Annotated in this window: 13 protein-coding genes; 4 read left to right on the top strand and 9 right to left on the bottom strand. The window is 70.4% G+C overall.

Going from position 1 to position 12,797, the window contains the following annotated elements; all coding sequences use genetic code 11:
* Positions 1-75 precede the first annotated feature (75 nt).
* The 3 genes from JJQ90_RS23160 to JJQ90_RS23150 are packed head-to-tail and all read right to left on the bottom strand — an operon-like array spanning position 76 to position 2,799.
* Positions 76-471 (bottom strand): rhodanese-like domain-containing protein, encoded by a 396-nt coding sequence (locus JJQ90_RS23160; protein ID WP_230410912.1) that lies wholly within the window; start codon positions 469-471, stop codon positions 76-78.
* Between the two features lie 51 nt (positions 472-522).
* A complete protein-coding gene (locus JJQ90_RS23155) occupies positions 523-1,524 on the bottom strand; it encodes a Bug family tripartite tricarboxylate transporter substrate binding protein (protein WP_216878649.1) in 1,002 nt (333 codons plus the stop codon).
* 18 nt (positions 1,525-1,542) lie between these two features.
* Positions 1,543-2,799, bottom strand: coding sequence for a metallophosphoesterase family protein (locus tag JJQ90_RS23150; RefSeq protein WP_216878648.1), 1,257 nt, complete (start codon positions 2,797-2,799; stop codon positions 1,543-1,545).
* Between the two features lie 100 nt (positions 2,800-2,899).
* On the opposite strand from JJQ90_RS23150, the gene JJQ90_RS23145 reads away from it, so the two are divergent.
* On the top strand, positions 2,900-3,829 hold the full coding sequence (locus JJQ90_RS23145) for a sugar-binding transcriptional regulator (protein WP_216878647.1): 930 nt from the start codon (positions 2,900-2,902) through the stop codon (positions 3,827-3,829).
* On the opposite strand, the gene JJQ90_RS23140 is transcribed toward JJQ90_RS23145, so the two are convergent.
* The 3 genes from JJQ90_RS23140 to JJQ90_RS23130 all read right to left on the bottom strand — a co-directional run bounded on the left by JJQ90_RS23140 (position 3,826) and on the right by JJQ90_RS23130 (position 5,860).
* Positions 3,826-4,200 carry a DUF6525 family protein gene (locus JJQ90_RS23140; protein ID WP_230410911.1) on the bottom strand — a complete coding sequence of 125 codons (375 nt, stop codon included), beginning with the start codon at positions 4,198-4,200 and terminating at the stop codon, positions 3,826-3,828. The genes JJQ90_RS23145 and JJQ90_RS23140 overlap by 4 nt on opposite strands.
* A gap of 83 nt (positions 4,201-4,283) precedes the next feature.
* On the bottom strand, positions 4,284-4,967 hold the full coding sequence (locus JJQ90_RS23135) for a cysteine hydrolase family protein (RefSeq protein WP_216878646.1): 684 nt from the start codon (positions 4,965-4,967) through the stop codon (positions 4,284-4,286).
* Positions 4,964-5,860 carry a polysaccharide deacetylase family protein gene (locus JJQ90_RS23130; protein WP_230410910.1) on the bottom strand — a complete coding sequence of 299 codons (897 nt, stop codon included), beginning with the start codon at positions 5,858-5,860 and terminating at the stop codon, positions 4,964-4,966. Before JJQ90_RS23130 ends, JJQ90_RS23135 begins: the two co-directional genes overlap by 4 nt.
* 70 nt (positions 5,861-5,930) lie before the next feature.
* On the opposite strand from JJQ90_RS23130, the gene JJQ90_RS23125 reads away from it, so the two are divergent.
* Positions 5,931-6,992: a TRAP transporter substrate-binding protein gene (locus JJQ90_RS23125; RefSeq protein WP_216878645.1), complete on the top strand. Its 1,062-nt coding sequence runs from the start codon at positions 5,931-5,933 to the stop codon at positions 6,990-6,992.
* Between the two features lie 19 nt (positions 6,993-7,011).
* On the opposite strand, the gene JJQ90_RS23120 is transcribed toward JJQ90_RS23125, so the two are convergent.
* The gene (locus JJQ90_RS23120; protein ID WP_216878644.1) at positions 7,012-8,280 is read right to left on the bottom strand and encodes a hydantoinase/carbamoylase family amidase; all 1,269 of its coding nucleotides are present in this window, start codon (positions 8,278-8,280) and stop codon (positions 7,012-7,014) included.
* Positions 8,281-8,291: 11 nt separating this feature from the next.
* On the opposite strand from JJQ90_RS23120, the gene JJQ90_RS23115 reads away from it, so the two are divergent.
* The gene (locus JJQ90_RS23115; RefSeq protein WP_216878643.1) at positions 8,292-9,803 is read left to right on the top strand and encodes an amidohydrolase family protein; all 1,512 of its coding nucleotides are present in this window, start codon (positions 8,292-8,294) and stop codon (positions 9,801-9,803) included.
* Here JJQ90_RS23115 and JJQ90_RS23110 read toward each other — a convergent pair.
* Together JJQ90_RS23110 and JJQ90_RS23105 are read right to left on the bottom strand one after the other, a co-directional pair.
* A complete protein-coding gene (locus tag JJQ90_RS23110) occupies positions 9,800-11,110 on the bottom strand; it encodes a TRAP transporter large permease (RefSeq protein WP_230410909.1) in 1,311 nt (436 codons plus the stop codon). The two genes, JJQ90_RS23115 and JJQ90_RS23110, sit on opposite strands and share 4 nt — an antisense overlap.
* Entirely contained in the window at positions 11,107-11,718 is a 612-nt protein-coding gene (locus JJQ90_RS23105; RefSeq protein ID WP_216878642.1) for a TRAP transporter small permease subunit, read from the bottom strand. Before JJQ90_RS23105 ends, JJQ90_RS23110 begins: the two co-directional genes overlap by 4 nt.
* An 83-nt stretch (positions 11,719-11,801) precedes the next feature.
* On the opposite strand from JJQ90_RS23105, the gene JJQ90_RS23100 reads away from it, so the two are divergent.
* Positions 11,802-12,734 carry a LysR substrate-binding domain-containing protein gene (locus JJQ90_RS23100; RefSeq protein WP_216878641.1) on the top strand — a complete coding sequence of 311 codons (933 nt, stop codon included), beginning with the start codon at positions 11,802-11,804 and terminating at the stop codon, positions 12,732-12,734.
* Positions 12,735-12,797 lie beyond the last annotated feature (63 nt).

Genomic DNA, 12,797 nt, shown 5'->3' with positions numbered 1-12,797 from the left:
CTTACGCATGGCAGGGGGACCAGTACCGGAGAAGGGGAAGCCCTTCAGACGCGCGGCGGGACGGAAAGTTCCGCGTCAGGGGTGCGGCGGCGGCATCTCCACCCTGCCGCCGCCCTGCTTCCAGGCGGTGAAGCCGCCGCCGAGATGCGCGGCGCGCTCCAGCCCCATCTCCTGCACCGTCCGCGCCGCCAGGGCCGATCGCCAGCCGCTGGCGCAGTAGAACAGGAAGCGCTTCGGCTCGGCGAAGATCGGCTTGGCATAGGGGCTGTCCGGGTCCACCCAGAATTCCAGCATGCCGCGGGGGCAGTGGAAGGCGCCGGGAATGCGGCCCTCCCGCTGGATTTCGCGCGGGTCGCGCAGATCGACGAAGACCACCTCGGGGTCCTCATGCAGGCTGAGCGCGGTGGCCACCGGCACCGTCTCGATCATCGCCTCGGCTTCCGCCAGCAGCGCCTTATAGCCCTTCCTCATCGCCATGCTCCCCGGATCGCGCCTTCGCATCGCGCGATCCGGGTTGCGTCGTCAACTGCCGCTGGTGATGCCATTGGCGCGCGCCACGGCACCCCAGCGGGCATGGTCGGCGCGCACGCGGGCATCGAAGGCCGCCGCCGTGCCGCCGCCCGGCACCGCACCCTGGGCCATGATCCGGTCCCGCACCGTGGTATCGGCCAGGGCCTCCTCCAGCGCCGCATTGACCCGGGCCAGGATCGCCGGCGGGGTGCCGGCGGGGGCGGAGATGCCGGTCCAGGCGCCGACCACGAAATCCTCCAGCCCCTGTTCGCCGGCGGTCGGAATGGTCTCGAAGCCCGGCACGCGCGCGGCGCTGGTCATCATGAAGCCGCGCACCTGTCCCGCCCGCAGCGCCGGTGCCATGACGGAGAGTGAATCGGTCATGATCGGGAAGCGCCCGGCGATGAAGTCCAGCAGCGCGGGGCCGCTGCCGCGATAGGGGATGTTCTGCATCTCCGGCAGGCCCAGCCGCGACCGCAGCAATTCCATGGCCAGGTGCGGCAGGCTGCCGGCGGCCGGGATTCCGTAGTCCAGCATGCGCCCCTGCGCCTGGATCCAGGCGGTCATGGCCCGCACATCGGTGGCCTCCACGGAGGGATGCGCGCAGAAGGCCAGCGGTGCGTCCAGGATCATGCCGATGTTGCGCAGATCCAGCGGATTGAAGTTCACCGCCGGGAAGGTGTGCGGGTTGATGACCATTGGGCTGGAGTTGGCGGCGAGCAGCGTATAACCGTCCGGCCGCGCGCGTATCACCGCCTCCGTGCCGATATTGCCGCCGGCGCCACCGCGATTCTCGATCACCACCGATTGGCCCAGCGCGCGGGCCAGGCCGGGCTGCACGATGCGGGCGGCAAAGTCGGTCTGCCCGCCCGGCGGATAGCCGACGACCAGGGTGATGGGCCGGCTCGGCCAGGTCTCGGCGGTGGCCAAGCGTGGCGCGGCAAGGCCCGTGGCGGCCAGGGTGGTGCCGAGGCCGAGCAGGCCACGGCGGGATATCGTGCAGGATGTGGGCATGGTTTCGGTCTCTCCGGTTCAGGTCAGAGCGGCGGCGAGGATGGCGGCGGCCTCGGGGGCGGGGCCTTGCAATTCCGGGCAGCGGGCGCCGGCGCGCGCGGCGATGGCGCGGCGCTGCGGGTCCAGCGTCAGGAAGACCACCCACGCCGGGGCGACGCCGAACAACTCGGCCATGCGCGGGATGAGGTTCGCTTCCGTGGTGATCTGCTCCGCCGGCAGGCGGCGTCCGCCGCCCCCGCTGGCGGGCAGATAGAGGCACAGCGCGTCGCCCTGGGTGATGGCGGGGTCCAGCGCCTGGAAGAAGGCGTCGTGCAGGTATTGCAGCCCGCGCCAGCTCGCCTCGGCGCTTTCCGGCGCCTGCCAGGGGGAGGCGATGGCGACATGGCCCTGCGCGGCCAGGCCTTGCAGGATGTCCGCGATATCGGCGCGTGGCGCCAGCGGCGCCTCGGAGGAGGAGGAGGTGAGAAGGCCGGGGCGGTCCACCAGCAGCAGGGGCCGGTCGCTGGGGAAGGACAGGCCGAGCCGCTCCTCCCGCCAGGTGATCGGCTGGCCCGGCGTCATCTCGAAGACGCGGTAGGGGTGGGGCGGCTCGCAGAAGGCCGGGCAGGCGCCGATCAGTGCCTGTCCCAGCGGCACCATCGGCGTCCCGCCATGCCAATGGCCCGACAGCAGCAGCCGCCGGCCGGGCGCGGAGGCGGCGCGCGCGGCGATATCCCCAGCATCGCCGTAGAGCAGGGGATAGTTGTAGTCGACCTCCGGATGCACGACGAAATGCTGGAGATGCAGCTCCTCCGTCGCCGGGGTCGCGGCGGCGGTCAGCGCCTCGAAGCGCTGGCGGGACTCGCCGAGCCGGAGCGCCTGATTGCCCTCCTGCTCCCAGTCATGGAAGGCATGGGCCTCCAGCGTGCCGATGCGCAGGTGGCGCGGGGCATTGCCGAAGACGACATCGAAGGCGGCGGCGTGGTCGTGATTGCCGGGCAGCACCATCCAGGGCAGGCCGAGGCCTTCCAGCCAGCGCCGCACCAGCCGGTAATCGGCGATGGCGCCCTGCACCAGCGCGCGCAGGTCATGCGCCTTGTCGCGGTCGAGCAGCGCATGCGGCACGTCCAGCAGGTCCCCGGTAACGGCCAGAAAGTCAGGCGCCTCCGCCGCGATACGGGCCGAGAGGGCTTCCAGCAGCTTCGGCAGATGCCGCGACAGGCGGTGCACATGGCCGTTATGACCGGGCAGGGCCGCGCGCAGATGCAGATCCGTGACCTGGAAGACCTTCGCCATGCCGTATCCGCCCCGCCGTGCCCGGGCCTTCGATAGCCGCTTGGGCAGTGAAATTTTGTAATTCTTATATTACAATATCTCGGATCGACGGAGAGAGTCCATGCGCAGCGACAGGGAACAGATGCTCTGGGTGGGCTGGCTGCACCTGGTGGAGGGGGTGACGCAGGACGCCATCGCCCAGCGGCTGGGCCTGACCCGGGCCAAGGTGAACCGCCATGTCGCCGCCTGCCGGGAAAAGGGCCTGATCCAGGTCTCGATCGACACCGATCTGCGCTTCTGCTTCGAGGTGGAAAGCGCGCTGCTGCGCCGGCATGGCCTCCAGGCCGCCTATGTGGTGCCCTCGCCGGAGGATCCGGCGCTGACCGCGCGCGTCGTCGGCACGGCGGCCGGCGCCTATGTCTCCCGCCATCTCGAACCGGGGCAGACCCTGGCGCTGGGCTGGGGGCGGACGCTGGATGCCTCGCTGCGGGGGCTGGAGCCGCGTTCGGGCAGCGGCAATGTGGTGGTCGGGCTGATGGGCGGGCTGGCCCAGGCCGGCAGCATCAACCCCTATGACATCGCCGCCCGCTATGCCCGTGGGCTGGATGCGGCCTGCTACTACCTGATCGCGCCGATCCTGGCCGACACCGCCGAGGCGGCGGAGGTGTTTCGCGGCATGCGGATCGTCCGCCAGGTGCTGGACCGGGCGGCGGCGGCCGACCTGGCGCTGGTCGGCGCCGGCGACCTGGGGGCGGATACGATCGAGCTCGCCTCCGGCCTGCTCACCGCCGAGGACCAGGCGCGGCTGCGGCGGGCGGGGGCGGTGGGCAATGTCTTCGGCCTGTATATCGCCGCCGATGGCCGGCTGGTGGCGGATGAGGTGAATGCCCGCCGCGTGCATATCGGCGAGGCGGCGATCCGCCGCATCCCTGGCCGCATCGTCGCCGCCGGGGGGCTGGGCAAGGTGGAGGTGCTGCGCGCGGCGCTGGCCTCCGGCCTCTGCACCACGCTGGTGACGGATCTGGAGACGGCGCGGCGGCTGCTGGATTAGCTCCGGAGGACCGTCACGCCCGCCGCCACATGCGGCAGCGGCGTGCCGGTGGCCTTGCGGAAACCCTCGGCGAAGGCGGTCCTTTCCCGCGCCTCGCAATCATCCAGGTAGCGCAGCAGGCGGCGCTCGGCGCGGGCGCTGCTGCCGGTCTGGCGGCGGAAGGACTGCCAGAGCATCAGGGCGTTCACCGCCCAGCCGTCATAGGCATGGTCGCCCAGGCGGCGGCGGATGGCCGGTGGCAGGGCGTCGAAGGCGGCCCAGTCATCGCCGGGCCAGCGGCGCCAGAGGCGTGGGCGCTCGGTGACGTCATTATCGGCCTGGGGGGCGGCCGGGGGCAGGATCAGGGGCAGCGGCATCGCGTCGAAGGGCATGGGGGGGCCGATATCAGACCAAGTGTCGAAGTATGTTATAATGTTCCATTCGATCGGCGAAAAGGGGCGTCGACGCCCCGGCGTCACGGCCTTCCGGCGAATTGCGGCGCCGCCTGTTCCCAGACCGCCAGGATCTCGGCGCTCGGCATCACGTCGTAGCGGGACCGCTGCACGAGCAGGGAGGCCGCGTGCAGATCCGGGTCGTGATTGGCCACCGCATCCTCCACCACCACCGGGTAGTAGTCGTAGAAGCCGGCATCCCGCGCCGTGGATTCCACGCAGCCCTGGGTGATGAAGCCGCAGCACACTACGCTGCGGATGCGATGGACGCGCAGCAGCATGTCGAGATTGGTGCCGACGAAGGCGGAGCTGCGCCATTTCTGCACGACGATATCGGTGCCGGTCGGCTGCAGCTCCGGCACGAATTCCGCGCCCCAGCTTCCGGCCAGGCACACCTCCGGCTCTTCCGTGATGCCGTTGCGAACCGTCAGGAAGCGCAGCCAGGCCGGGGAGGTGGAGCGGCCATTGGCGAGCTTCTGGTTCTGGATGAAGAAGACGGTGACACCCGCTGCGCGGGCGCTGTCCACCAGCCGCGCGCAGGCCTGGATCGCCGCGGGCATGGTCGACATGTCCTTGCCCGCGCGCGCAAAGATGCCGCCCTCCGCGCAGAAATCGTTCTGCGGGTCGATCACCACAAGGGCGGTATGCGCCGGGTCCACCAGCTCATGCGTCTCGGTGAAGACCTGCTGGTTGTCGATGGTGATCATGGCGTGGCTCCGCGAGGCAGGGTCTGGTGCAGGTGTTCCGCGATGTCGCGCCGGCGTGCGACCCAGACGGCATCGCCCCGGGCTTTCAGGGCCCGCAGAATGCCTTCCACGGCGCGGAAGCGCGCGGGGCGGCCGCAGATGCGCAAGTGCAGCCCGATGTTGAGCAGTTTTGGCACACCGCGCGCGCCTTCCTCGATCAGCTGGTCCATCGCCGCTTCGGCATAGCTGACGAAGTGTTCCGGCAGCACGAAGCCGTTCGGGTGGAAGAACTTCATGTCGTTGCAGTCCAGCGCATAGGGCAGCACCAGCATGCCCGCATCCCAATAGGGCAGGTCGTCGTCGAAGGCGTTGCTGTCATAGCGATAGCCATGTTTCGCCAGCAGCCCGCGGGTCCAGGCGGAGGCGCTGCCACGGCAGAAGAAGCCCACCGGCCTTTCGCCCGTCGCGGCCTCGATCGCTGCCGCCGAGCGCAGCAGCGCCGCCTCCTCCTCCGCCTCATTCGAAAAATCCGCATGCGGGCGCCAGACCCAGCCGTGATTGGCCGCCTCATGCCCGCGCCGCACCACCTCCGCCGCCAGGTCTGGCGTGCGTTCCACGGCCCTGCCGCACATGAAGAAGCTGGCTTTCACCCCATGCCGGTCGAAGGCTTCCAGGAAGCGCGGCAACCCGGCGCGCAGGCCGTATGCAAAAATGCCCTCCTGGCCGAGGTCGCGGCGGCCGGGTGGGACCACGCTGATGACCTCGCCGATCCGCTCATTCTCCGGATCGCCGGCCTCCACCGCCATCTCCGCCCCTTCCTCGTAGTTCACCACCAGGGAGACGGCGAGCTTCGCGCCGCCGGGCCAGGCGATGCGGGGCGGGTTCAGGCCGTAGCCGACCAGGTCGCGGCGCATGGCGAAATATCCTCACTTTTGGCCCGGATGTTGCAAGCCCCGTGCCGCATTCGCTGCCAGGAGAGTCGCCATGCTTCGCCTTTCGCGCCATCTCGCCGCCGGCTGTCTGGCCGTCGCGGCCGCCTTCGGCTTCGCCGCCCCGGTTGCGGCACAAACGCAAATTCCGTTGCGCGTTGCCGGCAATTTCAGCCAGAACACCAAGCATGTGGATGGCGTGGAGCGGCCCTTCTTCGCCGGTCTCGGCGCGGCCTCCGGCACCCCGCTGGCGGTGAACTACAACCCGCTCGACGTGCTCGGCATCCAGGCGGCGGACAGCCTGCGCCTGTTGCGCTCCGGCGCCTTCGACGTGATGAGCGTGCAGATCGGCATGGTCGCGCGCGACGATCCCTTCTTCGAGGGGCTGGACCTGATCGGCGTTTCCACCACGGTGCCGGAGCTGCGCCGCGCCGTGGAATCCTACCGCGAGGCCTTCGATCAGCGCCTGCAACAGCGCTTCGGCACGCGGGTGATGACGCTCTGGCCCTTCGGGCCCCAGATCATCTACTGCAATGCGCCGATCAATTCGGTGCGCGACCTGCGCGGGCTGAAGGTGCGGTCCTTCACGCCGACCATGTCCGCGCTGCTGCAACATCTGGGCGCAACGCCGGTGACCCTGCAGTTCAGCGAAGTGTACCCCGCCTTGCAGCGTGGCGTGGCAAGCTGCGCCATCACCTCTGCCACCAGCGGCAACACCGGCAACTGGCCGGAAGTGACCACGCATATCCTGCCGCTGGGCCTGTCCGGCGCCGTGCAGGGCCACTTCATGACCATGGCCGCCTGGCGCCGCTTCTCGCCGGAACAGCAGACGGCGCTGACCCGCGAGTTCCGCCGGATGGAGGATGCGATGTGGGACATCGCCACCAATTCCAACGGCGATGCGCTGTCCTGCTCCACCGGCGGCGCCTGCACCGAGCACAAGCCCTTCCGCAACACGCTGGTGACGGTGAACGAGGCGGATGCGGCGCTGGTGCGGGAAGCGGTGGGTGCGGTGATCCTTCCGACCTGGCGCGACACCTGCAACCGCGTCTGGGCGCAATGCACCCAGACCTGGAACGGCACCGTCGGCGCCGCGCGCGGCTTCACGATCAACTGAGTGCGTCGCGGTGGAGCGTTCAGCCAAAACGCTCCACCGCCCCCGCCGCAATCCGGAAGGCGGCCGCGAAATCGTCCATCTCCATCGCCTCCTGCGGATTGTGGCTGCCGCCATCGTTGCGGATGAACAGCATGGCGGAGGCCACCCCCTGGCCCGCGAAGGTCGCGCAATCATGTCCGCCGCCGGAGGCCATCGCCATGGTCGCCACCCCCGCCTCCGCCGCCGCCGCGCCCAGCGCCGCGCGCAGCCGCTGATCCATCAGCGCGGGGGGAACATGCAGGGCCGGGCCGAAATCCACCTCCACCCCATGGCGCGCCTTGGCCTCCGCCGCGGCGCCGCGCAGCCAGGCCTCGGCGCGATGCAGCGCGGCCACATCCTCGCTGCGGATATCCAGCGTGAAGCGCACTTCGCCCGGCACGCGCGTCGGCGCATGGCGCGTCGCATCGGTGAAGAACTCGCCGATGGTGCAGACCAGGTCGGTGCCGGCCGCTTCCTCCGCCGTCCAGAACTCGTCCAGCCCGGCGACCAGCCGCGCCGCCGCGATCACGGCATCGCGACGGCTGCGCCGTGGCGCGCCTCCCGCATGGGCATCCTGCCCAATTGCGCGGCAGTTGCGGTGACGCAGCGAGCCGCGGATGCCGGTGACGATGGCGGCTGGGAGGCCGGCCTCCACCAGCACCGGCCCCTGCTCGATATGCGGCTCCAGGAACCAGGCGATGCGCTCGGCGGAAAGGCTGGCGCGACCTTGGCGGATGAAGTCAGGTTCAAAACCTTCTTCCGCCATGTGATCGGCCAATGTGCGGCCCGTGTCGCTGCGTCGCAGGGTGTCGGGCGCCTCCGGCGACAGCAGGCCGAAGGCGGCGCGGCTGCCGAGGTAGTTGGCCGGGAACCACACCATCTCCTCCGCGCGGATCGCCAGCACCGTCAGGTCCCTCGGCAGTCGTCGGCCGAGATGCCGCAGCCGCGCCGCCACGGCGAGGCCCATGGCGACGCCGGCCGCCCCATCGAAGTTGCCGCCATGCGGCACGCTGTCCGCATGGCTGCCGATCATCCCCGCGGGCAGGCTGCGATCCGCGCCGGGCAGGGTCATGAACAGCGTGCCGATGGGGTCCACATGCACTTCCAGCCCCAGCCCCTCCGCCGCCTCCCGCGCCAGGCGGTGGGACAGGCGCTCGCCGGGGCCGTAGGAGGCGCGGGTGACGCCGGGCGCATCGAGGCTGCCCTCGCGGATCGTCTCAAGATAGGTTTGGGCCAGGTCCAGCGCGCGGGCTTCGGCGGTAAGGGTCATGGAGAACTCCGATGAACGGTGACGGCGGCATCATCCTGACGGCGGAGGCGCTGATCGCCGGTGCCACGGATACCACGGTGCGTGAAGGTCTTGGCGTGCTGGTGGCGGAGGGGCGCATCACCGCCATCGGGCCGCTGGACGACCTCGCGGTGATGGCGCCCGGCGCGGAACGCCTGCATCTCGAAGGCTGCGTGCTGATGCCAGGCCTGGTGAATGCGCATCAGCACGGGCGGGGACTGACACAAATACAGCTCGGCTTTCCGGACATGATCCTGGAGGCCTGGCAGACCACGAAACGCCGGCGCGGTTGGCTCGACCCCGCGGCGATGGTGCCGCTGGCGGCGATGCAGATGCTGGCCTCCGGCGTCACCGCCACCATCCATGCGAACACCACCTGGGGCGAGGCCGGCCGCCAGCCCGACGATCTGGCGCGCACCATCGCGGCGTACGACGCCGCCGGACTTCGCGCGCTGGTCGGCATCGGCGCGCAGGACCGCGCGAGCCTGGTTTTTCCGGCGGAAGACCAGCCCGGCTTCGTCGCAGGTCTGCCGCCCGAACTGCGCGAACTGGTCGGCAACCCCGACCCGCCGATCTTCGCGACCACGGCCGATGAGGCGGCGACGCTGCATGACCGCATCGCCGAAAGCCTGCCGGGCCATGGCCGCATCACCCTCGCCTTCGCCCCTGCCGGCCCGCAATGGGTCAGCGATGCGCTGTTCACCGGCCTCGCCCAGGCGGCGCGCACCCGCGGCGGCGTGCCGATCCACATGCATGCGCTGGAAAGCGTGGCCCAGGCGGCGGCGGCGCAGCGCCTGTACCCCGAAGGCACGCTGGCGCGGCTCGAGGCGCTGGGCGTGCTCGGCCCGGCCACGTCGCTCGCCCATGCGGCGCATCTGACGCCCGCGGATATCGCGGTGGCCGCGCGGACAGGCACGCGGCTTGTGCGCAATCCTGCGAGCAACCTGCGCCTCGGCTGCGGCACGGCGCCGTTGGCGGCCTATCTCGCCGCCGGCGTCGGCGTGGCGGTCGGCACGGATTGCCAGACGATGGATGACGACGAGGATCTGTGGAAGGAGCTTCGCCTCGCCGCGCGGCTGGCCACCGTGCCGTCCTGGCAGGCTGCGGGGCCGCCCGATTCCGCGACGCTGCTCGGCATGGCGACCACGCAGGGCGCGGCGACGATGGGACTGGCGGGGCGCATCGGGCAGCTGGCGCCCGGCCTGGCGGCGGATGTCATCGCGGTTGATCTGCGGCGGGTGCGCGGCGTCTATGCCGATCCCTCCGTGCCGCTGCTCGACCTGCTGCTGGCCCGCGCCGATGCGCGGGATGTGCGGCTGACCATGGTGGATGGCCGCGTGCTGTACCGCGACGGCGCGTTCCCCCAGATGGATGCGACGGCCATCGCGGCCGCCGCGGCGGAGGCCGCCAGCCGCGCCCGCGCGCCCTGGAGCCCCGGACGCGAGGCGGCAGTGGCCGGGCTGGTGGAGGCGGTGCGCGCGCACTACGCGGCGCGCGCCCCCTAATCGAACATCAGCCCCGGCAGCCACAGGGCAATCGACGGAAAGGCGATCAGCAGCAGGGTCAGCAGGATCATCACGCCGAGGAAGGGCAGGGTGCCCTGGATGACCTCGGCCACCGAGCCGCCGCTGCGCACCCCCTGCACCACATAGAGGTTCATGCCGACCGGCGGCGTGATCAGCGCGATCTCGCACATGATGACCAGGAAGATGCCGAACCAGACCGGATCGACGCCGAGTGCGACGACGATCGGGAAGACGATGGGAATGGTGCCCACCATCATCGACAGCGTCTCCAGGAAGCAGCCGAGGATCAGGTAGAAGACGACCAGCACGAAGAGGATGCCGATCGGCCCGACGCCCAGCGAGGTGACAAAGGCCGACAGCGCCTGCGGCACGCCCAGGATGCCGAGGACGAAATTCAGGTAGAAGGCCGCCGCCACGATCAGCACGATCATCGAAGTGACGGTCACCGTCGTCTCGAAACAGGCATGCAGCATCGAGACCTTGAAGCGCCCGTAGAACATCGACAGCAGGAAGGCAAAGACCACGCCGACGGCCGCGCTTTCCGTGGGCGTCGCCCAGCCGGCATAGATGCTGCCCATCACGACCACGAACAGCGCGACCGGCGCCGCCAGCCCGCCCAGCGCGCGCAGCCTTTCACCCAGCGGCAGGCGCGGTTCCGGCGCCCCGGCCAGTGCCGGCCGCCAGAGACACAGCACGGCCACGATGGCCATGAACATCGCCGTCAGCAGCAGCCCCGGCACCACGCCCGCCGCATAGAGCTGGCCGACGGAGGTATTCGTCATCGCCCCATAGATGATCATGTTGATGGAGGGCGGAATCAGGATGCCGAGTGTCGAACCGGCGGCGATGGTGCCCAGCACCAGCCGCGGATCGTAGCGCCGATCCGCGAACGTCGGCAGCGCCACCGTGCCGATGGTGGCCGCGGTGGCGACGGAGGAGCCGGAGACGGCGGCGAACATGGCGCAGGCGCCGATATTCGTATGCAGCAGCCCACCCGGCAGCGGTCCCAGCCAGACCGACAGTGCCTTGTACATGCGGTCCGTCGCGCCGCCCTTCACCAGAAGCTCCCCCAGCAGCACGAAGAGCGGCACGGCGAGCAGGGTGAAACTGTCCGTCGCGCCCCAGAACTGCGTGCCAATGGCGTTGATGACCGGCCCGCCGAGATAGAGATCCGCGCCCAGCAGCGCGACGGCGCCCATCACCACGCCGATATGCAGGCCGGTCATCATCAGCGCCAGCATCAGCACGAAGCCGATGGCCGCCTGGGCGATTCCGAAATCGCTCATCGCAGGGCATCCTTGCCGGTCTCGGCGGCGATTTCCTCATCCACCGTGGGCGGGCCGTACCAGGCATTCACCTCCCGCACCCGGCCGCGCAGCAGCAGCGCCGCGGCGTGCAGGGCGAGGATGCCGGCCACCAGCCCGAACAGCGCGAAGCCGGCGAACCAGACGCCCTGGGGAATCCACAGCGGCACCTGAAGCGGGCTGGTGGAGACCGACATGAAGTCGATGCTGTCGGCAACCTCCGCCCATCCCCGTGTCGCGACGAGGCCGGCGAAGGCGGCGATGGCGATGGCGGCCAGCACATGCGCGAAGGCCCTGGGCCAGGCCGGCATGCGTGACAGGAACAGGTCGATCCGCGTATGCCGGCGCACCAGCAGCGTATGGGCGAAGCCGAAGGCGCAAAGCCCCGCCAGGGTATAGCCGCCGATCTCGTCGGTGCCCTGGAGCGAAACGCCCAGATAGCGCCGCGCCACCAGGTCGGCGCAGACCAGCAGGCTGTAGCCCAGCAGCCACCAGCCGCAGAGCAGGGTGAAGAAGCGCGTCACCGGTGTCAGCCGCCGTGCGACCGGATTCGTGCCAGTTGGAGCGACGCTGGGGGAGGAGAAGGCCATGGACACCTGCTGCAAGGATGCCCCCGCTTTGCAACTTCGGTGCCATCGCTTGACCTTGACGCAAGCTGCGGCGAATTTTGTGCATGCCCCGCACCGCGCTCGAATTTCGTCACCTCGAAGCCTTCCGCGCCATCATGCGCAGCGGCACGGTGACGGGTGCCGGCGCGCTGCTCGGCGTTTCCCAGCCCGCCATCAGCCGTCTTCTGGCGCAGACCGAAACCATCGCCGGCTTTCCGCTGTTCGAGCGGGTGCGGGGAAGGCTGGTGCCCACCGCCTCGGCCCAGGCGCTGCATGAGGAGACGGAGCGTATTTTCACCGGCGTGGAGGAGCTGGCCGCCCTGGCCCAGCGTCTGCGCCTTGGCGCGCCGCGCCGCGTCGTCATCGCCTCCCTCCCCACCGTCACCCTGGCCGTGCTGCCGGAGGCGGTGGCGGCCTGGCGCGCGGCGGGGCGGGCGGAAACGCTGTCGATCCATTCCCGCACGGCCGGCGGCGTGATCGGGCTTGTGGCGTCGCGCCAGGCCGATCTCGGCATCACCATCAGCGCGCCGACCATTCCGGGCCTGCGATCCTCCCTTCTGCTGCGCAGCCGCGCCTGGTGCGTGCTGCCGCAGGGTCATCGCCTGGCGCGCAAGGCCGTGGTGCGCGCGGCCGACCTGCAGGGGGAGGCCTTCATCGCCTTGTCGCGGGAAGAAGGGCGGCAGGGCCTGGTGGAGGCGGCGCTGCGCGACAGCGGCGCGCAACCGGTGGAGGCGGTGGAATGCCGCATGACCACGGGCGCCGTCGCCATGGTGGCCGCGGGCTGCGGCATCACCATCGCGGATTCGCTGGCCGTCGCCACCTTTCTCGGGCGCGGCATTGTGCTGCGCCCCTTCGAGCCGGTGGTGAGCTTCGACTATCGCCTGATCTGGCCGGAGGCCGTGCGCGACGGCTTTGGCCGCGCCGCGTTGGCGCAACGCATCCGCGAGACCGCGCGCGCCGTGCGCGACCGTGTCGCCGCGCATGTCGCCGGGGCATAGCGCCAGCGGTCCCGGTATAACCGATTGGTATGGTGCGGTATCCCACGCGCATGCGAGGCTCCG

This window comes from Falsiroseomonas oleicola, assembly GCF_019029495.1.
Lineage (GTDB): Bacteria > Pseudomonadota > Alphaproteobacteria > Acetobacterales > Acetobacteraceae > Falsiroseomonas > Falsiroseomonas oleicola.
The sequence above is the reverse complement of the archived record's forward strand: the minus strand, read 5'-3'. Positions and strand labels throughout refer to the sequence as shown.